General features: G+C 41.8%; 22 protein-coding genes. 7 read left to right on the forward strand and 15 right to left on the reverse strand.

Translation table 11 applies throughout. The features are described from left to right. The first annotated feature begins 112 nt into the window (after positions 1 to 112). A complete protein-coding gene (locus tag AAEZ00_RS15045) occupies positions 113 to 481 on the forward strand; it encodes a hypothetical protein (RefSeq protein ID WP_101032030.1) in 369 nt (122 codons plus the stop codon). 125 nt (positions 482 to 606) lie between these two features. On the opposite strand, the gene AAEZ00_RS15050 is transcribed toward AAEZ00_RS15045, so the two are convergent. The 5 genes from AAEZ00_RS15050 to AAEZ00_RS15070 all read right to left on the reverse strand — a co-directional run bounded on the left by AAEZ00_RS15050 (position 607) and on the right by AAEZ00_RS15070 (position 3,378). Next, positions 607 to 894 carry a cytochrome C oxidase subunit IV family protein gene (locus AAEZ00_RS15050; protein ID WP_101032031.1) on the reverse strand — a complete coding sequence of 96 codons (288 nt, stop codon included), beginning with the start codon at positions 892 to 894 and terminating at the stop codon, positions 607 to 609. A 41-nt stretch (positions 895 to 935) separates the two neighbouring features. Further along, positions 936 to 1,568: a cytochrome c oxidase subunit 3 family protein gene (locus tag AAEZ00_RS15055; protein WP_233768544.1), complete on the reverse strand. Its 633-nt coding sequence runs from the start codon at positions 1,566 to 1,568 to the stop codon at positions 936 to 938. Positions 1,569 to 1,579: 11 nt separating this feature from the next. After that, on the reverse strand, positions 1,580 to 2,389 hold the full coding sequence (locus AAEZ00_RS15060; protein WP_101032032.1) for a CbbQ/NirQ/NorQ/GpvN family protein: 810 nt from the start codon (positions 2,387 to 2,389) through the stop codon (positions 1,580 to 1,582). Positions 2,390 to 2,499: 110 nt separating this feature from the next. Next, on the reverse strand, positions 2,500 to 2,757 hold the full coding sequence (locus AAEZ00_RS15065) for a cytochrome C oxidase subunit IV family protein (RefSeq protein ID WP_233768545.1): 258 nt from the start codon (positions 2,755 to 2,757) through the stop codon (positions 2,500 to 2,502). A 3-nt stretch (positions 2,758 to 2,760) separates the two neighbouring features. Next, a complete protein-coding gene (locus AAEZ00_RS15070) occupies positions 2,761 to 3,378 on the reverse strand; it encodes a cytochrome c oxidase subunit 3 family protein (protein WP_124011735.1) in 618 nt (205 codons plus the stop codon). A gap of 396 nt (positions 3,379 to 3,774) precedes the next feature. Here AAEZ00_RS15070 and AAEZ00_RS15075 point away from each other — a divergent pair, with 396 nt between their 5' ends. Continuing rightward, a complete protein-coding gene (locus AAEZ00_RS15075; protein WP_101032035.1) occupies positions 3,775 to 5,394 on the forward strand; it encodes an NAD(P)/FAD-dependent oxidoreductase in 1,620 nt (539 codons plus the stop codon). A gap of 168 nt (positions 5,395 to 5,562) precedes the next feature. Here AAEZ00_RS15075 and AAEZ00_RS15080 read toward each other — a convergent pair whose 3' ends face one another. The 6 genes from AAEZ00_RS15080 to AAEZ00_RS15105 all read right to left on the reverse strand — a co-directional run bounded on the left by AAEZ00_RS15080 (position 5,563) and on the right by AAEZ00_RS15105 (position 11,673). Continuing rightward, positions 5,563 to 5,802, reverse strand: coding sequence for a CDGSH iron-sulfur domain-containing protein (locus AAEZ00_RS15080; RefSeq protein WP_101032036.1), 240 nt, complete (start codon positions 5,800 to 5,802; stop codon positions 5,563 to 5,565). 485 nt (positions 5,803 to 6,287) lie between these two features. Further along, the gene (locus AAEZ00_RS15085) at positions 6,288 to 6,689 is read right to left on the reverse strand and encodes a GFA family protein (RefSeq protein ID WP_351076029.1); all 402 of its coding nucleotides are present in this window, start codon (positions 6,687 to 6,689) and stop codon (positions 6,288 to 6,290) included. Between the two features lie 197 nt (positions 6,690 to 6,886). Next, on the reverse strand, positions 6,887 to 7,711 hold the full coding sequence (locus AAEZ00_RS15090; RefSeq protein ID WP_164839573.1) for a M23 family metallopeptidase: 825 nt from the start codon (positions 7,709 to 7,711) through the stop codon (positions 6,887 to 6,889). A 126-nt stretch (positions 7,712 to 7,837) separates the two neighbouring features. Next, positions 7,838 to 8,710 carry a 6-carboxytetrahydropterin synthase gene (locus AAEZ00_RS15095; protein WP_124011739.1) on the reverse strand — a complete coding sequence of 291 codons (873 nt, stop codon included), beginning with the start codon at positions 8,708 to 8,710 and terminating at the stop codon, positions 7,838 to 7,840. 756 nt (positions 8,711 to 9,466) lie between these two features. Then, entirely contained in the window at positions 9,467 to 10,171 is a 705-nt protein-coding gene (locus tag AAEZ00_RS15100; protein WP_351076025.1) for a response regulator, read from the reverse strand. Continuing rightward, the gene (locus AAEZ00_RS15105; protein WP_351076022.1) at positions 10,168 to 11,673 is read right to left on the reverse strand and encodes an ATP-binding protein; all 1,506 of its coding nucleotides are present in this window, start codon (positions 11,671 to 11,673) and stop codon (positions 10,168 to 10,170) included. The genes AAEZ00_RS15100 and AAEZ00_RS15105 overlap by 4 nt, the downstream gene beginning before the upstream one ends. Before the next feature lie 136 nt (positions 11,674 to 11,809). Here AAEZ00_RS15105 and AAEZ00_RS15110 point away from each other — a divergent pair, with 136 nt between their 5' ends. After that, on the forward strand, positions 11,810 to 12,073 hold the full coding sequence (locus AAEZ00_RS15110; RefSeq protein ID WP_101032043.1) for a hypothetical protein: 264 nt from the start codon (positions 11,810 to 11,812) through the stop codon (positions 12,071 to 12,073). A 64-nt stretch (positions 12,074 to 12,137) separates the two neighbouring features. Beyond that, complete coding sequence (locus AAEZ00_RS15115) at positions 12,138 to 12,500, forward strand: hypothetical protein (protein ID WP_351076019.1); 363 nt, start codon at positions 12,138 to 12,140, stop codon at positions 12,498 to 12,500. 67 nt (positions 12,501 to 12,567) lie between these two features. On the opposite strand, the gene AAEZ00_RS15120 is transcribed toward AAEZ00_RS15115, so the two are convergent. Beyond that, positions 12,568 to 15,087 (reverse strand): sensor domain-containing protein, encoded by a 2,520-nt coding sequence (locus tag AAEZ00_RS15120; protein ID WP_351088958.1) that lies wholly within the window; start codon positions 15,085 to 15,087, stop codon positions 12,568 to 12,570. A gap of 294 nt (positions 15,088 to 15,381) precedes the next feature. Further along, positions 15,382 to 16,245, reverse strand: a complete 864-nt coding sequence (gene htpX / locus AAEZ00_RS15125) for a protease HtpX (RefSeq protein WP_351076013.1) — start codon at positions 16,243 to 16,245, stop codon at positions 15,382 to 15,384. 266 nt (positions 16,246 to 16,511) lie between these two features. Between htpX and pepE the strand changes: the two genes are divergently transcribed. After that, entirely contained in the window at positions 16,512 to 17,219 is a 708-nt protein-coding gene (pepE, locus tag AAEZ00_RS15130) for a dipeptidase PepE (RefSeq protein WP_351076010.1), read from the forward strand. A 103-nt stretch (positions 17,220 to 17,322) separates the two neighbouring features. Here the strand turns inward: pepE and AAEZ00_RS15135 are convergent, their stop codons facing one another. Then, positions 17,323 to 17,748, reverse strand: a complete 426-nt coding sequence (locus AAEZ00_RS15135) for a VOC family protein (protein ID WP_164839497.1) — start codon at positions 17,746 to 17,748, stop codon at positions 17,323 to 17,325. Between the two features lie 97 nt (positions 17,749 to 17,845). Between AAEZ00_RS15135 and soxR the strand changes: the two genes are divergently transcribed. Next, complete coding sequence (soxR, locus tag AAEZ00_RS15140; RefSeq protein ID WP_101032049.1) at positions 17,846 to 18,289, forward strand: redox-sensitive transcriptional activator SoxR; 444 nt, start codon at positions 17,846 to 17,848, stop codon at positions 18,287 to 18,289. A gap of 138 nt (positions 18,290 to 18,427) precedes the next feature. Here the strand turns inward: soxR and AAEZ00_RS15145 are convergent, their stop codons facing one another. Next, positions 18,428 to 18,874, reverse strand: coding sequence for an Hsp20 family protein (locus AAEZ00_RS15145; RefSeq protein WP_351088960.1), 447 nt, complete (start codon positions 18,872 to 18,874; stop codon positions 18,428 to 18,430). A 374-nt stretch (positions 18,875 to 19,248) separates the two neighbouring features. Between AAEZ00_RS15145 and AAEZ00_RS15150 the strand changes: the two genes are divergently transcribed. Next, positions 19,249 to 19,479: a hypothetical protein gene (locus AAEZ00_RS15150; protein WP_101032051.1), complete on the forward strand. Its 231-nt coding sequence runs from the start codon at positions 19,249 to 19,251 to the stop codon at positions 19,477 to 19,479. Positions 19,480 to 19,947: the final 468 nt, after the last annotated feature.

The raw sequence follows: 19,947 nt of genomic DNA on the forward strand, positions 1-19,947 counted from the left end.
GTAGCCGTGTCTATAAAACCAGAGTTTTTTTATGGGCCTTTGTATTCATTGCGTTATTTTGCTTACTGATGATCATTTATTTACCCAGATAACCGCAGGCAGGTATGTAAACATGAAACTAAATAAATACGATCAAAAACAAATAAAACAAGCGTCTGCAATCGCCTTGTGGTCTCTGCTCAATCTCACCTTTTTACCCCTGCTATCGTTTATCGTGCTGCTTAGCAAAATCAATCAATTTGCTTCCGACTCGTTTTCCGCTTATCACCTCAATTTTGCCATCAAGCTTAATTTAGCCGCTGCAACGGCATTAATACTGGTAAGTGCACTGATGATTTTATTTGGAGGCTTCAATTCGGGCATGACTTGGGTATTTGTGATTACCTATTTTATCTCTGTGCATGCCTTCTTTATTTTGATTGCGGTATGGATGTTAGTGCGGGCGTGGGCGGGTAATAAAATGGGCTACAAACAAGTTTAGTTGTTCATGTTATGGCGAAAAGACATCAATAAGTAATGCAAATATTATTAAATAACTTATTAAAAACTCATTAATCATATGGTTAATTATATTAATATGAGATTCAAGAGTGAACCACTGGGCACTCAAAATAAATAGTAAATCAATCCAATACCTATCGGGAGCAAGGTAACATAAGCCCGTAATAAGTTGCGCCACAATGCTGGCGCCGGTTTCAATTCCATATAGACATCAACAATCAGTAGTCCCTTTATCAAGGTCACCAGCAGAATGCTAGCTAACACAATATCTTCTACACCTTGCAACCAGGCATTACTTGCGCCCAGCGCAACACTGCCCACATAAGCAGAAGCGGCAGTCAGGATAATCAGATAGAGATATACCCGAAGAATGAGACCTTGATGATTGTTCATATTTTGCAGCCTCACATTAGCCTAGTTATGATTAGTTATGATTAATTAATGACGTACAACAGCGGGAAAATAATGATCCACACGAGGTCTACCATATGCCAATAGCAAGCTCCTGACTCAAAACCCGAAAGGCTCTTACCCTGATAGGCTCCTCTTGTTGTTTTGTATGCCATGGAGCCCAAGATAATCATTCCGAGAATGACGTGCATAAAGTGGAATGCTGTGATAAAAAAATACAAGGTAAAATAGGTATTGGTCGACAAACCAAATCCTTGTTGGATCAGCTCGTTATACTCCCATGACTTCACCGCTAAATAGACTCCCGCCGTGAGTAACGCACCGCCCAATAGCGCCGCAGCATAATCTTGGCGTGAATGCTTTACCGCATTTAAGCTGAGGGCGACCAAACAACTACTGGAAATTAACGCAATGGTGTTAATCCCACCGGCGACGGGATGCAGGTAGGTTTGTCCCTGTTGAAACATATCGGGATACAGCTGCCGTGTTACTGCAAAACCAATAATAAAAATAGCGAATACCGTTAGCTCTGCCAAAATGAAAAACCACATTGCCAAATCACCCGGCAAATGTGGCCGCTGGCTTGATGTCACACCCGCGACATCACCGGTTGGTACCTGATTGGATCCGGTATTGACCATATTATGACTTTTCATCTGCAAGGGCATTAACAATCAAAATACAGTCGAGCGACATCCATGAGCGCTTCAACGGTACTGAGATCATCAGACAATGGCTCCGCAAGGCAACTGCGACACGCGGCCAGTGGCGACATACCACTGGATATCATTCGCGCCGCATAAATTAATAAGCGCGTAGAAGCCACTTCATCTAAGTCACAGTCCAGTCTGCGCAGTGACCCGGCCAATTCAATCAACTTACCCGCTAAATCTTGATCTATTTGACATTCCGTCATCAGTATTTGGATCTCGAGCTGAGGATTTGGATAGCCAAGCCGCAATGCGACAAAGCGCTGCCGAGTACTCGCCTTCATTCCTTTAAGAATATTTTGATAACCAGGGTTATAGGACACCACCAACATAAAACCTTGTGCTGCAGCGAGTTCTTCTCCGGTTCGTTCGATCGGTAATATGCGACGATCATCGGCAAGTGGGTGCAATACCACTGTGGTATCTTTACGTGCCTCGACGATTTCATCGAGATAACAAATACCGCCTTCTCTCACCGCCCTCGTTAACGGTCCGTCTTGCCAATAGGTACCCTTTGGACCAATCAAATGACGTCCCACTAAATCCGCGGCAGTTAAGTCATCATGACATGCCACAGTGTATAAAGGTCTGCCTAGTTTCTCCGCCATATAAGCCACAAAGCGCGTTTTACCACAGCCCGTAGGCCCTTTAATTAACAATGGCAGTTGATGAGAAAACGCGTACTCGAACAGTTGTATTTCGTTGTCTTGCTGCTGATAAAATATCTGTTCATTAATAGCAATTGCAGTGGTAGTTGATAAGGTCATATGGGTCCCTAGTATTCGACACTACTCGAAAAGAAAGCTATTTAAATATAGCATTTATTAACATTTTGGCTGAAAAACTCCCATCGCTGTTGGTTAATAACAAAGTTGATTCATAATAAAGTCGTCACCATAATCAAGGATGGGAAGAAAATAAGATAAGCTCGCATCAATAATCGCAAGTATCGATGGGCATGACGCAATTCCATAAAATGATCGATGATCATTAATCCCTTACACATCACGGTCAATGCAACCAAGATGCTAACCAGCGCTGAAGAGTTAAATTTTTCACCCAAAAACGTATTAAATAGCGTTATTCCAATCAACGCCCACCAGCAATACTCCATTTTTCCAAAAGATTTCATCATGGCCTACCTTAGAACATACAAGAGTGGAAAAATAAGGATCCACATCAAATCAATCATGTGCCAGTACATGGCTAATGCTTCTAGACCTGAATGTTGTTTCGCTGAATAGGCTCCTCTACGCACACGAAAAATCACCCATAAAACCGCGCATGCAGCCCAACCCACATGGAGGAAATGATTAAAAGTCATATAGTAATAAACAGTAAAAAACTCACTGCTACTGGTTCGAAAACCCTGCTGATGATTCCAATAGAATTCGCCGGATTTCACCAATAGGTACAAGCAACCACAAGCCAGAGTGAGCCACAGATAGACTTCACACTTGGCTCGATTGTCTAACCGAATATTGATCATGGCTTTTGCAATGAAGTAACTGCTTGAAAGTAATATCAATGTGTTTGTTACCCCCGCGAGGGTACTTACACTTTGGGGGCCTTGAGAAAAAGCTTCTGGGTAATGGTATTTGGCAATAAAATAAGCGACGAAAAAAATACCAAATTCAGTGAGTTCAGATAGGATCCCCACCCATATCGGAATATTACCGGGGATTCGACCAGCCCGCAGCTCACTCCAGGAACTAGGGAAAATGCCCAAAGGTGCTTTGGGGGGCTCACTATTCATCGGGTAATGATCATCATAAGCCCTTTTGGCCAATGGTTGTCGGTTTACCTAAGTTTAGTTCAATAATACACAACAGGCGTGAAATCCCTTTTCTTGACAGGGCTTACCCAAGACATAAATATAATCTAGCCATATAGCATGTTGTTAATGACAGGACAACGATTGGGGCAGTTAAACGACATCCTGATAGTGACGAAAATAAAGGCCTAAAAATGGTCGCTTAATTAACCAATCGGCGCAATAAATGTTAAAAACACCCTTTAACCTGTCCAGTAGCGATGATGAGCTTTCGCCAATCGCAGCCTGAATGGCATATGACATCGATAGATAATTTCATTTTAGAGCTAAATCACGTAAACTATGCGCTGTTTTTTAAGTCTCTTTTTTAGGTAAATCATGATCCGTTTAAACCAAGTACAATTGCCTCTCGACCATAATGAAGATGCGCTGCAAGATGTGGTATTGCAAAAGCTATCTATCTCCGCGGAGCAGCTGGTTGACATACATGTGTTTAAACGTGGCTACGATGCCCGTAAAAAGAATTTAATTTGGTTAATTTATACATTGGATGTGACATTAACCAATGTAGACGAAGTGGCGTTATTGGCGTCGCTTGTTGATGATCACAACATCCGTGTTTCACCAGATACCGATTATAAGTATGTTGCTTGTGCTCCAGAAGGGTTAACGGAGCGCCCATTGGTGATAGGTATGGGACCATGTGGCTTGTTTGTCGGACTTATATTGGCGCAAATGGGTTTTAAGCCCATTATTTTAGAGCGCGGTAAATCAGTGCACGAACGCGCTAAAGATACCTTCCGTTTTTGGCGTACCAGTGAGCTAAACACCGAATCCAATGTGCAATTTGGTGAAGGTGGTGCGGGCACATTCTCTGATGGTAAGTTATACAGTCAAGTCAAAGACCCTGGTTTTAAAGGCTTAAAAGTAAAACAAGAATTTGTTGCCGCGGGCGCACCGGCTGAAATCATTTATGTCAGCAAACCACACATTGGTACCTTTAAACTGGTGACTATGGTGGAGAAAATGCGTAGTGAGATCATCCGATTAGGCGGTGAAGTTCGCTTTGAAACCCGTGTCGATGAAATCAATATTAGCGATCGTCAGGTGACGGGTGTCACACTTAGAAATGGCGAAGTGCTGCATTCTACACATGTCATTGCTGCGATTGGCCACAGTGCCCGTGATACATTCCAAATGTTGCATGATAAAGGCGTGTATATGCAGGCGCAGTCATTTTCGATTGGTTTTCGTATTGAACACAAACAAGACATGATAGATAAAGACCGCTTTGGCAGTAACGCGGGCCACCCAATGTTAGGTGCTGCAGATTACAAGTTGGTCCATCATTGTAAAAGTGGTCGCAGTGTGTACAGCTTTTGTATGTGCCCTGGTGGTGTGGTTGTGGCGGCAACGTCAGAAGAGCATGCGGTAGTCACTAACGGTATGAGCCAATATTCGCGAAGTGAACGTAATGCTAACAGTGCCATTGTGGTGGGGATAGACCCAAGTGATTTTGATAACGATCCACTGCAAGGGATCGCGCTGCAACGTAAATTGGAACGCAATGCCTATGTTATGGGCGGCAGTAATTATGATGCACCTGCGCAAATGGTAGGCGACTTTTTAGCCGCGGGGGTGGGTAAACCGTTTGAAAATGTTGAGCCATCTTATAAACCCAATGTAAAAATGACTGATTTAAGCGATGCATTACCCCAATTCGCCATCGATGCGATCCGCGAAGCCATTCCCGCATTCGGTAAGAAAATTCGAGGTTTTGACAGTAAAGATGCCATGTTAACGGGCGTTGAAACGCGTACCTCTTCACCAGTGCAAATTAAACGTGGCGCAGATTATCAAAGTCTTAATACCAAAGGTTTGTACCCTGCAGGTGAAGGTGCCGGTTATGCAGGCGGCATTTTATCGGCGGGTATCGACGGCATCAGTATTGCCGAAGCCGTTGCATTAGACATGCTAAAACAGATAGCCAACCGTTAATGTCGTCTTAAATTAACAGCGCAACAACGCCACATATGGATAATCGCTTAATTGCCACTGCCGCAAGTGCTGAAATGTCCGCGCAGATTTAATGTTAATATCACTGGAAAACTCCCGCGTTTTGGCCCCGCCCCGCGAGTGATTTTCCTGTTGATGTTCCTGTTGATGTTATGTTTGTTTATGGCTGCCATCACACATTGGCTGAGTTCTTGTTGATTTACAGCCACAAAAGAACACTTTATTAGACTCTTTGGCAGTAAATTTCACTGGTGTAAATTCAGAACCTTTATGAGAACCATCACAAAAAGGCTGTTTTTTACTTTCCCCACATGAACACCAAAAATAATTTTTACCCGCTTCTACCTCGACTGCATAGGGGGTATCTGAAGCACGTATTGGTTTACTCATAATATATTCTCCATAACTAGCTAATAAACATAACAACTAAACTAACAACGAAACTAACAACGAAACTAAGCCACCCATTCTTATAATCAACAACATAGCTGCTTTCATCATTCATTGCGATAGCCTTTGATTATTCCAGCACATAAATTAGCAACATTGCTAATAAGATTGAGCCGTATGACCTGGTCAACTGTAATCGAAATAATCCCGATAACCTCAATGTAGATCCATGCTTAAACATCTTCAGTTGTAGTCTTATTCTCATTATATTGACCATAAACCTTAACCGTCCCATTTCACTCTTCTGACAACACCAGCGACCTAGTGGCTCAATCTCTTTGTGTTCTTACTATATGCATGACATTGCGAGCGGCACCCTGACTTGACTGAGCTTTGTACGTCGGCAGCTATTGGCTGGGAAAACGTCTCATGCGAACAAATGAATGTGACACCCACGATTACTGCTAGTCAAATTTTACTTGTTGTTAAGCAGTCCGATCGATTGGGTGATTGACACCATCGCCGGTGACCACGTTACCTAAATCAAATGGATTGACGCCGTCTAAACAGCCAATGTTAAAGCCATATTCGCTCGGGTTTGAGCGTCGTTGATGATGGGTATAGATACCACAGTGAGAACAGAAGAAGTGTTTCGCGGTGTTGGTATTAAATTGATATAGCTTAAGCACATCTTGGCCTTTTACCAATCGAATTCCATCGAGTTTAACCGAAGCAACAATGGCACCTTTTCTACGACAAATTGAACAATCACAGCGTCTCGGGTTTTCGATGCCGTTTAGTAAAGTGAGTTCAAGTTCAACCGCTCCACAATGACATGTCGCTTTGTGTTTCAGTTCAATGTTGGTATTGCCCACTCGTTTGATCATGCCAAGACCCTTTGTGCTTTATAATGTAACCATTGACTCGTGCTATCTATGTCGGTAACTCGAGGTAACATTAAAATATCACCAGAGTGGTTCATTTAAACCGAAAATCGCGCCAGCTATAGTTCAAAAAAATGTAAACATAAACAAACTCTTCCAACTTAATCGCATTACCGGAACGATAAAATATAAGCTAAAAACTATTTTGCCGCTTTCTCCGCTGCCAACACGCTGGCCATTGACGGCACTATTGACACTGGATCTAGGCGCATTTGGAACCAATTTAAGCGCCAATCTAAATGCGGACCCGTAACGCGACCGGTTGCACCAATTTCAGCAACTTTATCGCCCTGCACAACTTTGTCACCGACGGTTAAATACAATTTACTTAAGTGCAAAAATGTTGAATTAATCCCATAACCGTGATCGATAATCACAGTGCCACCAGAATAGAACATATCAGGCTCGGCTAAGGTAATAACGCCGTCTGCTGGCGCGACGACGACCGTGCCTGTTGGACGTGCAACATCAACACCAAAATGTGGGTTACCGGGAACGTCGTTATATACCCGTTGGCTGCCATAAACGCCTGAAATTCTGCCCGTAACTGGCCAAATAAAGGGCTGCATAAATGCCTGTTGCTGACTAAATAAGCCTCTGGCGGCGCGAGTCTGTTTGGCATCTTTAGCCGCCCTTTTTTGGGCGACAGGATCGGGTTTCATTATTTTTTGGCTAATGCCAGTGACCCGATCAATTTTGTACTGCCTCGCGGCAATTTTTAGCGGTTTAATTTCGGTTAATCCGTCTGGGTAAATGACTTTAAACACTTGCTCTGCTTTCGCGTCTCTATCAAACCCAATGGCAAATTGACCATTTGGGGTGATTTTTACCGGTTGGCCATTAAGTAAAATTTTACTGCCTGCTGGCACGGCGCCACGCACTAGTGCACCTTGTTCAAACTGACCTTGAAATGTCACCGCTGCAGCAGCGTTAGTACTGAGTCCGCATAGACTGATCACCAGCATTGCGGCCGTTGAAATCGATTGTAAAAGTGTCTTTTTTAATAACATAATCGAAATGCATTCCTTGTTAATTGCGACAAAAAACATAAAAAAAGGGCTACCGTATGGCAGCCCATTAATAATACTTGATTAACCTCTTACTGCAATGGCTCCTTTGCCAATACCTTCGAAAGCGATGACTTTAAAATGACTTTCGGGCTCTTTACTCGACAATGTTTTAGCCATGTATTCAGCCAATAACTCGACGGTGGTGTCATGGGGAATTAAGTCACAACAATGCTTAGGAATCGCTAATTGAAAATCACCTTGAGGGGCAACATAGTGAAAACCAAAATGCGTTTCGTCGCTGACTTTCGTTTGCTTAGACAAATGAAGTGTTTTGATAGACACTAAGTCTTCTTCGGTGCCAAGGTAAATATCTTGCCAACGTTCAGCCCAATAGTGGTCCCATTTAGGTGTCGCGATGCCATTTTCAAATACCGTTACCGGGCTCCGATGACCATGAGCAATACGCTGACAATTACCGTCATGTTTACGTAGACCATGACTGTAATGATAAAACGGCGTATCAAGTGCTTCGTGGCGTAATGTCAGGCTGATACCTTGGACATTTTCTGGCAACACTTCACGTAAGGCTTTTTTCAAAAAGTCATTAACACTTTCATAGTCGATAACTTCGGTTGGGATCAGTGCAAAAGCTTGTGATGGACACGCCAGGTGGATATCACCTTTTTGGCTGCTAAAGTCCATCCATACTCGGTCGCCCTTTTGCTGCCAGCGCACTTCGCTGCAAGCCGTAGGGATTAACAAACGATGATCGGCAACATCATCGATGGTGTTTTTGATGGTACGCTTGACTTTGGCAAAGTCGAGCACCATATTTTGCTCATCTAAGCCGCCATCTAATAGCACATCGACAATCCAGCTTTCACCTACCATGCCGCGAATGGGGCAAAGATAAGAAAAATCAATAACAGTTAAATCTTTTACAAACAGTTGCATTAATGCTCCTAGGCAGAAAAACAGTCCACCTCAGTATAAATGTATTCCAAATAGCACATGCCAGTGGAAGCACTATCTTACCTGATCCACTTTGGTCCGACTATCAACTCTTAGTCTACAACCAATTGCGCTAATACCAATAGTTAAATACCGATGCTCTACTGCCGATCGCCTAAATCAATGTCTCGTCAGTGTGTTCGATGTCAAAATAAGACCCAAATGAGATCAAAATGAGACCGCATTGATACCACATTGATACCGCGAATTATTTCAATGCCATGTCAAACAAAAGCGAAGCGATGAGCGAGCAAATATCCTTGTAGATATAATAAATAAAAGTAAGTCGACTCAATAATATTTTAATAATCAGATGACTACCGAAGAAGCGGAAAGTGGAGCGTTAATGATCTCAGTTAAGCATTTGCTAAACCGAGTTAACTGATGAATAAGGCGTTGTAGCGCACAGATAGTACCAAGTTATGATAGCTCTTAACGGCCCAACATAAATAGCACCAGTAAACTAAGCGTCATAAGTGAAGGCATACCACTGTTGCTTGTCAAAGCCCACTGCTATGGGCATGGCGGATAGAGATGTTCGAAAAAACGGGGCAGATTGAGGGCGTTTTATGTCGACAATTCCAGGCCGTTTATCAATAAGGTGAGCAGCTAACAAGCTATATTCATCATAGCCAAACGGACTTACCACACGCTCAGCATGCCTCGAGCCAGCCACATGCGCTGGTATTATTTACCAGCTCATTCCACCTTATAGCCTACCCCATAAATTGAATGTAATAGTTCTTTTTGTTGACTAGCTTGGGCCAACTTATGACGTAGATTTTTGACATGACTATCTATGGTACGCGAGCTGACAATACGATCGTCAACATAGCAAACTTGCATTAGGCTGTCGCGAGAGTGCACTACACCGGGTCTTTTTAGCAAAGTGTGCAGTAATCTAAATTCAACCGGTGTTAATTCAATCTCTTGTTGGTCGACCTGACATTTAAAACGTTCGATATTGATCTGCAGATATTTATAACGAATAATCTGTTCACTTTGACTGCCATGGGTATTTTCAACTCGTCTTAAAATCGTTTTGACCCGAGCGACGACTTCCCTAGCCGAAAATGGTTTACACACATAATCGTCTGCTCCAATATCTAAGCCCATTAAGCGGTCAATTTCATCTACCCGCGCCGTTAACATTAATACTGGCAGCATTGAAAATTGCCTCAACTCACGGCAAATGGTTAAACCGTCTTTATAGGGCAACATCAGATCTAAAATCATAAAGTCAATTTGTTGAGACTTAACCGTTTCAATCACTTCACGACCATCGTGTTGTACCAAGGTGTTAAAACCTTCAAGGGTTAAAAAGTCGACTAAAATCTGCGCTATTTTAGGCTCGTCCTCCACCACTAATATGGTTAATGGTTGTTGATGAACATGTCCACTCATAATGACTCCCTGTGCATAGGTAATAGTACTTCAATACAAAGTCCACCCTGTGGTGATGGGATGGCCTTAATGGTGCCATCATGCGCTTCGACAATATTCTTACAGATGGTTAAACCAAGACCTGCACCACTACCACGGCGTGTGCGGGCACTGTCTTGGCGATATAATGGCTCAAACAGGTGTTCACACTCTTCAATGCTGGCACTGGGCTTGGTGTCATTAATAGTTAATCTCATCGTTTTATTTTGTTGTGATAATCGCACATCAATTACCCCTGGACTGTCTGTGTAAGCCATAGAATTCATTAATAAATTAATAAATAGCTGTTCAAGACGAAGCATATCGGCAGATAAATACACCTCAGGCTGGAGCTTACTTTGTAGCGTTAGGCCTTTATCTTGTAGGCTGGTAGCCATACTATTAAGCGTGCTTTGTAGTGATTCACTGACGTTCACCCGCTGGAAATGATAACGTAATCCACCAACATCAGATAAAGATAGTTCATACAAATCATCGACTAAGTGCTTCATACGCAGCACTTCTTGTTCAAGTGAGATTAACTGAATGTGATTAAATGTTCTGATCCCCGCTTTAATCGCATCAATTTCACCGCATAAAATACTCAAAGGGGTACGCAATTCGTGCGAAATGTCCGCTAACCAACGATTTTTGGCACTACGATTTTTAGATAATGTCAGCGCCAGATGATCAATATTAGCCATTAGTTGGCCTAATTCATCGGTGCGCTGAGGCGATAAACGTTGATCATAATTACCCTGAGATAAATATGACACGCCCAGCATAACTTGCTTTACCGGAATAAGCAGAAAACGAGATAACCACCAAGCAATCGCACTCGCAAGCAGTAAACACAATAAACCAATTCCCATACTGGTCCAGCGTTGTTGCTGAGAAAATGCAGTAGCCGAAGAAGATTCAATGTCTCTAATAGGGCTGCTGTATAAATAACCGACGACCTGATCATCAAATATTAGCGGTAAGCTAATGAGAACGTCCGCATGGTCAATGTCGGCGCCGACGATAAATTGTTGCGCTGCTGAATATAACCCTGTCGGTGGACCAGAAGGTGGTGAAGCAAACGGAGGCCGTCGTCTAGGAGGACCTAATTGTGATCCCGGTCCCAAAGGAGGATTATCACCAATCGGTCTTGGGGGGGGCATTGCGCTGCCGTCTGGACGATATTTTTGTGGACGTGGCGCATGAAGCGCAATGGCTTGTGTTAATGCTTTTTGATTAATAGACTGCCACACTCGTGTAGATTGTTGCTCTGTCATTACTGATGGATCAGTTTGTGATACCGGATTAGCCGCATAAAGTGCCAATAGTTCATTCGATAAATACTGTAGACGCTCTTGTTCTAATCCGTTGATGTAGTCTAAAAAACCTTGGTCAAAACTCCACCTCGCTAATGATAACGTGGCGATAAGTACAATACTGGTAAGGCCAACGAAGGCTAAGAAAAGCTTTTGAGATATTTTCATAAAAGACATTATAACCAGCTATATACGCACAAACTAGTCGCGATAAATAACTGATAAAAATCTCCTCCAATTCTGCACAATTACTCCACATTGTTAGGTTATATTGCCATGAGTTACCTAACCAAGGAGTGTCACCATGACTCTTAAGCCAATCAGTATTGGTCTACTTAGCTTTATGTTATTAGTATCTGTCGGTGCTAATGCTAACCCACATGATAGAAAACCACCTAAAGAAGCTGTTGAAGCGTGTGCTAACAGTGCTGAAAATGATCAGGTTAGTTTTGACACCCCCCGTGGCGACACCCTTGAAGCAAGCTGTCAAATTATCGATGGCGAGCTTGTCGCTGTACCCGCCAATGGTCCTGACGATATGAAACAACCGCCAAAACAGCGCAAATAACACTCGTGTAGTTAAGGGGTATTCTTGCCTAAAATAATTAATAATCAATGCTTAAGGAGTAAATATGCAAGTGACTAGTGGTAACAATTCGATGCAAATGACATCGGCCGAGAACACCCAAAGACCTCCGCGTCCTGATGGTCCGCCACCACCAAAAGGCGGTGTACCGCCTGGGTTAGATACAGCGGTGTCGACCTTGTCTGATGATCAACAGCAATTAACAACTGACATGTTGTCATCATTGACCGACGAGCAACAAGAGTCGCTGAAGTCTATGTTGGATGAATTAAAACCACTTACAGAAGGCTTATCTGACGAGGACATCGGCAGTATTTTCTTTGAGGCGTTGAGCAGTATTTATAATGGTGAAAACACCGAAACGGCTAACAGTAATTCAACCTCTGTGAACGTAGATATTTACGCTTAATACAGTACTAAAAAGTCGTAATGGTGATATAAAAGCAGCTTACATATTGTGTAAGCTGCTATTTTATTTACTTTAAGTTAATTTCAGTGGGCAGGTTAATGCTGTTACGGATCATAGGTAAAAACTCGTTAAGATCTTGTGGCAATTGCGGTTTGCTGTACAAATATCCTTGAGCAAAATCACAGCCATTGAGCCGCAGAAAATCTGCTTGATCGACGGTTTCTACTCCTTCAGCAATAATCTGCAAATTCAGTGCATGCCCAAGTGCAATAACAGCCTTTGCAATGACGGTGTTATTAGCATCATGAGGGATATCACGCACAAACGACTGATCGATTTTCAACGTATCAATCGGTAACTTTTTCAGATAATTGAGTGAAGAATAACCGGTACCAAAGTCATCGATGCTCAAGGCAATTCCCATAGCACCTAATAATTTCAAATCATGAATAATCGCATCGGGATCGATCATCATACAAGACTCGGTTACTTCTAATTCCAAATGTTTGGCAGGTAATCCGGTTTCTAATAAAATGGATCGCACTTTATCGACAAAATCATTTCTTTGCAGCTGTAAGCTAGCCACATTAACTGAAATACGCTCAAACATTTTACCTTGAGTTAGCCATTCAACCCCTTGCAGGCAGGCTGCCTTTAATACCCATAAACCAATATCCCAAATCAAGCCAATCTTCTCAGCTAATGGAATAAACTCTGCCGGAGAAATATTGCCAAAGACAGGGTCATGCCAACGAATGAGCGCTTCAAAGCCACTGGGTGTCAGATCAGACAGTTTCAACTTCGGTTGATAAACTAAATAAAAATCTTCATTCACCAGCGCTTGGTGCAATGCTGTTTGCAGTTTTAATTGCGCCACAGCCTGTTTGGTCATTGACTCAGTATAAAAGGCATAATTGTTTCGCCCATCTAATTTTGCACGGTGCATTGCAGCATCAGCATTACGCAATAAGCTGTCATGATCATCACCATCACTTGGATATATCGCCACCCCCATACTGGCAGTAAGACGTACAGATTGGGAATTATCGAGAATAAATGGCTGTTCAAACACACTTCGAATACGGTCTACCGAAGAGGTAACGGAATCCGTGCCCGTGATGCTAGGCAACATAACCACAAACTCATCGCCACTTAAGCGTGCTAATGCGTCAAAATCAGATAATGCATAAGATAAACGATTGGCCAATTCAACTAAAACTTCATCGCCAATAACATGACCTAAACTGTCATTAATGTGCTTAAAAAAATCGATATCTAAAAACACAATCGCCAACTGTTTTTTGGCCCTATGAGAGTGATTAACCTCTTGCTCTAGCAGTGACATAAATTGCATCCGATTAGGCAATTGTGTCAGAGGGTCAAAATAAGCTAAGTTTTTGAGTTTTTCTTCATTTTGTTTCTGCGCTGAAATATCGGCAAACACTGCAACGTAATACTGAATGATATTTTGTTTATCAAATACCGCACTGATGGTAATAGCTTGCGGAAAAATAGCCCCATATTTACGACGATTCCAAATTTCACCATGCCATTTACCTTGAACAAGCAAGGTATTCCACAAACGTTCAAAGAAGCTTTTTGGGTGACGTCCCGAACTGAGTATTTTAGGGTTTTGACCTATTACCTCTTCACGGCTATAACCGGTGATATCAGTAAACGCTTGGTTAATTTCAGTAATATTACCATCACGGTCAGTTATAACGACTCCCTCGACCGCATTTTGAAACACGTTTGCAGCTAACGTTAACTGTTCTTCTGCCTCTTTATGTTTGGCTATATTACGAGTCATGCCGATGACACCGACCAAATGGCCTTGGGCATTAAGGATCGGAGCCTTGATGGTTTCGAGCCACACTTTGTTAAAATTAATGTCGAATTCTTCGCATTCAGAAACCACTACCGTTGCGCCGTTATTAATGGCTAATTTATCGCCCTCAATAAATTCTTCGGCGGTGCGTTGGTCAAAAAGATCAACGTCAGTTTTACCGACAATTTGCTCTTTAGATTTTCGCCAAGCTCGTTCAACACTTTTATTACAGGCAACATATTGCCCGCTAGCATCCTTAACCCAAACATGTTCATCAAAAGCATCAATAAAAGACTGTAAATCAACACCTGGGGACACTGACTCTGTGATATTTAAATCAACGATTAAGGAGCTTATATAATAGCGAATGGCGTTAGTTAACATATCCGCTATGCGCGCTTGCATCGCAGATAAAGGTTGAAATAAAGTCGCCTGAGTCGGTTCGATGTTATTGGCACTAAAGCTGATCACACCGATGATATGACCTTGAGGTGAACGAATAAACTGATGATAAACACTAGTGTGTTGGTCTACTTCTTTTACGCTATTAGGGGGTGTTGCTTTAAGATGTTGTAACACGCTAGCGTTATGTTGTCGCTGAGTCATTTCATCAATATTTTGACTTGTACAAATAGCTTCAATACTGTTATCAGAATTGACATGGTAAAACATGATTGTAAGACGAAACTCGGCAGAAATATCATTTATTTCTAGCTGCCATTCTCTTAATTGCGCTGGAGAAATAGCTTTTTTCAGCATACCACCTTCCTGAATAGTGCTTATTGAGTAAGCTTTGATAAGCCAAATCTTATGGGTACTATTATGAGTATTCTTATTAGCATTAGTGCCAAGTCAGATTATATCAGAATCGGCCTTATTAGCTGTAATTAAACAACCAATGCAATCGATTCGAGCGATTAATACTATAAGGACACTATAATTACCTGATTAACAACTCAGATTCAATCATAATATTACACAAAAACAAAAAAGGAGCCAAAAGACTCCTTTGTGGGATTCGTTACCGTCAGTGCGACGGTAAACTCCTGAATGCTAGCTATTTTTTAAAGCAGCAATGCGCTTTTCTAATGGCGGATGGCTCATCAATAACTCAGCCATTGAACGTTTGCCATTGATACCAAAGGCTGACATTTGTGCTGGCATAGCGCCAGATTCAGGCCCTTGACGTAAACGTTCTAATGCGGCAATCATTTTATTTTTGCCTGCTAAACGCGCGGCGCCTTCATCAGCCTTAAACTCACGAATACGTGAAAAGTAAGCTACGATAATCGATGCCAAAATACCGAATAGCATATCAAGTACAAATACTACAGCCATGTAGGCGAACATACCTAGGCCTTGACCTTCTTCGTCATTACTGGAAACAAAATTATTAATAATGCCAGCAACAACACGTGCTGCAAAAATAACAAAAGTATTCACCACACCTTGAATTAAGGTTAAGGTCACCATGTCACCGTTGGCCACGTGGCTCACTTCATGAGCGAGAACGCCTTCAATTTCGTCTTGGGTCATGCCATAAAGCAAACCAGAACTGACTGCAACTAAGGCGTTATTTTTACTTGGACCCGTTGCAAATGCGTTCATCTCTGGTGACTGGTAAATTGCCACTTCAGGCATCTTAATTCCAGACTTTTCAGCTTGGCGTGCAACCGTTTCAACTAACCAACGTTCCATACTGTCACGTGGTTGAGTAATAACTTCACAGCCCATGGTTTTCTTCGCCATCCATTTTGAAATGGCTAAACTGATAAACGCACCACCAAAACCAAAAATGGCAGCAAATACTAACAGTCCACTCATCGTTGAGGTATTAACACCAAGAATAGACATTACAATTGAGGCAACCAGTAAGATGGCAAAGTTGGTTGCGATCAACAAAAATATACGCTTCATTTAAGCTCCTGTATGGCGAAAGTGCCGATTTTCAGTTGTTACCAAAGACATAATATGTCAATAAATCTAAAATTCAAGCTTAGTTATATTAAAAAATATTTATCCTTCTTATATAGGCGGATTAAACATACTCTTGAATCTCTAGCGAGCAGATTTTAGGCAGATATTATTAAACCAAACTGAATAAAAACGACAAAAACCAACTAATTGTCGATAATGATTAATTTTTGATAAACTATCAAAAACAAAATACCAAAGGACTTTTTATGACCATTAATGCACTAATGTTGAGTGCTTCACGTGTCGGTGATTCAGCTTATTTAACCCATACTCTCGAACTCATCCGCCCATTAACTCAACCTGGGCAGCAATGGCTGTTTATTCCCTATGCTGGCGTCAGTGTCAATTACGATGACTATTTAATTAAAGTACAAACTGCGCTTGAACCACTGCCCATTATCATTACTAGCATTCATCAATTTTCCGATCCCAAACAAGCGATTCAAGATGCAGCGGGTATTTTGGTTGGTGGCGGAAATACATTCCAATTGCTCAACGAACTGTATCGTTATGACTTGGTACATTTAATCCGTGAACAAGTAGAAAATGGCATGCCATATGTTGGTTGGAGCGCAGGTTCAAACATTACCGGTGCTAGCATTCGTACCACTAATGATATGCCAATTACTGAGCCTCCATCTTTTACAGCCTTAGGCATTCTTCCGTTTCAATTAAATCCGCATTACACCAATTACCAAATGCCGGGGCACAATGGTGAAACACGCGCACAACGGCTATTAGAGTTTACGATGGTAGACCCATTAACGCCGGTGATAGCTATTCAGGAAGGCAGTGCATTGTGGCGTAGAGGGGAGACATTGCAACTGATTGGCGATGAAGTAGCTTACTTATTCCATGGCAAGCAACAAGAAGTTGAGATAGCCGTTAACAGTGACTTATCACACTTCCTTTAATCAGCGTATTGTTAATAAGAATATCGGATTTTAGCTTGTTGCAATCGGCTTTAACCTAAATTATTGGGCTTACTCTAATAAGCCCAATGGTGCAGTATATCGGCTACTCACTATCGTACTGATTTCGCTCACTGGGTATATCCGTTGAGTATTCAACAAATTCTACTTCAAATCCATTCGGATCAATAAAGTAACGGCTTTTGTAAAAAGGGTCATGTCCACCCATAATGGCTACTTCAAAACCCACCAGTGCTAATCTTGCCACTAACGCATCAATGTTATCCACTGCATAAGCAAAATGAGCTAAGCCCAATGCATTGCTTTTAAGGTCGCGCACCTCACCCGTACCAGAATCATTAAATGATAAATAATGAAAATCATCGCCAAAGTGAAGCCATTTCCGTGGTGTGCCATGCCAAATCGACTCTCCGCCACCACGAACCCGCCAATGGGGAAATGCCGCCTGATAAAATACTAATGTTTCATCTAAGTCATGCACCACTAAATTTAAATGTTCTAATCTCATCACTTATCTCCTTATTATTGATACAGCACAGCTTAATACCTCAAGTTAACTTGAGGTAAAGGATTAAATTTGCCAAAATGATAAAAAATTTGGAGTGCTAATGTCAGTAGAAACAGAATTAAGTGTGGGCCAAGTTGCAAAACGTTGCGGGATCAACATCTCTGCGATTCATTTTTACGAGCAAAAAGGTCTTATCAGCAGTTGGCGAAACCAAGGTAATCAACGCCGTTATGCACGAGAAGTTATCAGGCGGATTTCGCTCATCAAAGCTGCGCAGCAATTAGGGATCTCGTTAGATGAAATACACCTCGCCTTTACCAGTCTCCCTAATGGTAGAACCGCCACTAAAGAAGATTGGGCCGATTTATCAAATGCTTGGAAAAAGACGCTAACTCAGCGGATTGCTAAGATGCAAAAGTTGAAAGACTCATTAGAAGCTTGTATCGGCTGCGGTTGTTTATCGATGAAACACTGTCCACTGTATAACCCAGAAGATATTCTAGTCGAGCAAGGTCCAGGTCCGGTGCTGTTAAATAAAAATTAAGCACAAAAAAGCCTAGTTTAAAAACTAGGCGTAAGCAAAAACGCTAAATAGGGGGGAGATAAACTACAAGGTTAATAATGTAGGTTAAGTGGCAGTTAACACTTAGCCCACCAATCATATCAGCCTAACAATATTGGCCTAACCAAGGGTGTTGGTTGAAACAATATCAATTTTACGTGGTTTCATTGCTTCTGGAATCTCACGAACTAAATCAATATTTAACAAACCATGTTCTAATTCCGCACCCACTACGCGAACATGATCAGCTAATTGGAAGCTGCGCTCAAAGCCTCGCTCAGCGATACCTTGATGCAAATATTTGCGATCATCACTTTTGGCTGTCTTATTGCCTTTTACTATCAGTTTTTCGCCTTCACTCATGATATCTAATTCTGGCATCGAAAAACCTGCAACGGCCATGGTAATTCGGTAACTATTTTCACCTAAAAGCTCAATATTATAAGGAGGATAACCACAGTTGGCATTATTCGCTGCAGCGTGTTCAGCAAGTTGTGCTAAACGGTCAAAGCCAATCGCACTTCGGTAAAGAGGAGTTAAATCTGGAGAAAGATTAAAATTACGCATGTTCATACCCTTGTCTAAAGCAATATGTAAAAAATAACCACTGTCTATGTCAGTGGCGGACAGTTTTCACAGCCCTTACGGCACTGTGCTAGCAAGTTTACTGAAACCTCTATCGAGCATTTCGTTAATCATTCCTGCTACAGAGTTAGATATATGGACCGCCTGTATGATATCAAGTGCTTCAAGTAAATAAATCACTTATTAATAGCGATTACTTATAAATACCCATTAGAATCAGTAACTCATATAGAGTTAAATTAATGAGATAAACAATTCCGTGATATTAATTCCACAGTGATGACTTTTGTTACTGGTAATTTTGGCCTAAGTTGTCACAATAATGGGCAACGAATAAAAACAAATAAGGACATTTTATGAACCCAGCAACAATGGCATTACTGATCCCAATCTTGGCTATTTTAGGCAGCTTTATTGTTAGTATAATGAAACTTAGAGAACGCCAAGTACGTGCGACAACAGAACAAGCAACTAATAATAAAGCATTGCATGATGAAATAAGCTCCCTACGCCAACGCATTGAAGTACTTGAAAGGGTTGTTACCGAAGATGCATACGACTTAAAACAAAAAATTAATAACGCATAAGGTGATTGAGTACTGTTAAGTACAACTAATATTCAAAGCATAAAGCCACCGCAGTGGATGGCTTTACTGTCTTGAGCACGGGGAAAGTCAAACCAGTTCCAAAATCCTTTATCTCAGCGAAAATCGGTGGTTATAGCGACCAATGGCCACTTGGTCAAAATCTCAGATACACTGCGATCATATTTTGCTGAGTCAGCGCACGTTAACAGCAGATATATCATTAACATCTCAAATCGCAGACGTAAAAAAGCCCACTATGTAATAGCGGGCTGTTTCACTACTCTTTCGAGTAAATTAGGCGCCTGGAAATGACCTACTCTTTTATCCCCGAAGGGGACGCATGGGCATATTCGACAAACTGCTGTCATGTTTTGCCAATAACAAACTCTAAACCATAAATTGCAGCGAAGCTGTTAAATTGCAGACGTAAAAAAGCCCGCTATATAATAGCGGGCTGTTTCACTACTC

Source organism: Shewanella sp. S1-49-MNA-CIBAN-0167, from assembly GCF_040310145.1.
GTDB lineage: Bacteria > Pseudomonadota > Gammaproteobacteria > Enterobacterales > Shewanellaceae > Shewanella > Shewanella psychromarinicola.

Coding starts and splice junctions, on each gene's coding strand:
- AAEZ00_RS15045 (WP_101032030.1), top strand. CDS start 113: ATGAAACTAAATAAATACGATCAAAAACAAATAAAACAAGCGTCTGCA.
- AAEZ00_RS15050 (WP_101032031.1), bottom strand. CDS start 894: ATGAACAATCATCAAGGTCTCATTCTTCGGGTATATCTCTATCTGATT.
- AAEZ00_RS15055 (WP_233768544.1), bottom strand. CDS start 1,568: ATGAAAAGTCATAATATGGTCAATACCGGATCCAATCAGGTACCAACC.
- AAEZ00_RS15060 (WP_101032032.1), bottom strand. CDS start 2,389: ATGACCTTATCAACTACCACTGCAATTGCTATTAATGAACAGATATTT.
- AAEZ00_RS15065 (WP_233768545.1), bottom strand. CDS start 2,757: ATGATGAAATCTTTTGGAAAAATGGAGTATTGCTGGTGGGCGTTGATT.
- AAEZ00_RS15070 (WP_124011735.1), bottom strand. CDS start 3,378: ATGAATAGTGAGCCCCCCAAAGCACCTTTGGGCATTTTCCCTAGTTCC.
- AAEZ00_RS15075 (WP_101032035.1), top strand. CDS start 3,775: ATGATCCGTTTAAACCAAGTACAATTGCCTCTCGACCATAATGAAGAT.
- AAEZ00_RS15080 (WP_101032036.1), bottom strand. CDS start 5,802: ATGAGTAAACCAATACGTGCTTCAGATACCCCCTATGCAGTCGAGGTA.
- AAEZ00_RS15085 (WP_351076029.1), bottom strand. CDS start 6,689: ATGATCAAACGAGTGGGCAATACCAACATTGAACTGAAACACAAAGCG.
- AAEZ00_RS15090 (WP_164839573.1), bottom strand. CDS start 7,711: ATGCTGGTGATCAGTCTATGCGGACTCAGTACTAACGCTGCTGCAGCG.
- AAEZ00_RS15095 (WP_124011739.1), bottom strand. CDS start 8,710: ATGCAACTGTTTGTAAAAGATTTAACTGTTATTGATTTTTCTTATCTT.
- AAEZ00_RS15100 (WP_351076025.1), bottom strand. CDS start 10,171: ATGAGTGGACATGTTCATCAACAACCATTAACCATATTAGTGGTGGAG.
- AAEZ00_RS15105 (WP_351076022.1), bottom strand. CDS start 11,673: ATGAAAATATCTCAAAAGCTTTTCTTAGCCTTCGTTGGCCTTACCAGT.
- AAEZ00_RS15110 (WP_101032043.1), top strand. CDS start 11,810: ATGACTCTTAAGCCAATCAGTATTGGTCTACTTAGCTTTATGTTATTA.
- AAEZ00_RS15115 (WP_351076019.1), top strand. CDS start 12,138: ATGCAAGTGACTAGTGGTAACAATTCGATGCAAATGACATCGGCCGAG.
- AAEZ00_RS15120 (WP_351088958.1), bottom strand. CDS start 15,087: ATGCTGAAAAAAGCTATTTCTCCAGCGCAATTAAGAGAATGGCAGCTA.
- htpX (WP_351076013.1), bottom strand. CDS start 16,245: ATGAAGCGTATATTTTTGTTGATCGCAACCAACTTTGCCATCTTACTG.
- pepE (WP_351076010.1), top strand. CDS start 16,512: ATGACCATTAATGCACTAATGTTGAGTGCTTCACGTGTCGGTGATTCA.
- soxR (WP_101032049.1), top strand. CDS start 17,846: ATGTCAGTAGAAACAGAATTAAGTGTGGGCCAAGTTGCAAAACGTTGC.
- AAEZ00_RS15145 (WP_351088960.1), bottom strand. CDS start 18,874: ATGCGTAATTTTAATCTTTCTCCAGATTTAACTCCTCTTTACCGAAGT.
- AAEZ00_RS15150 (WP_101032051.1), top strand. CDS start 19,249: ATGAACCCAGCAACAATGGCATTACTGATCCCAATCTTGGCTATTTTA.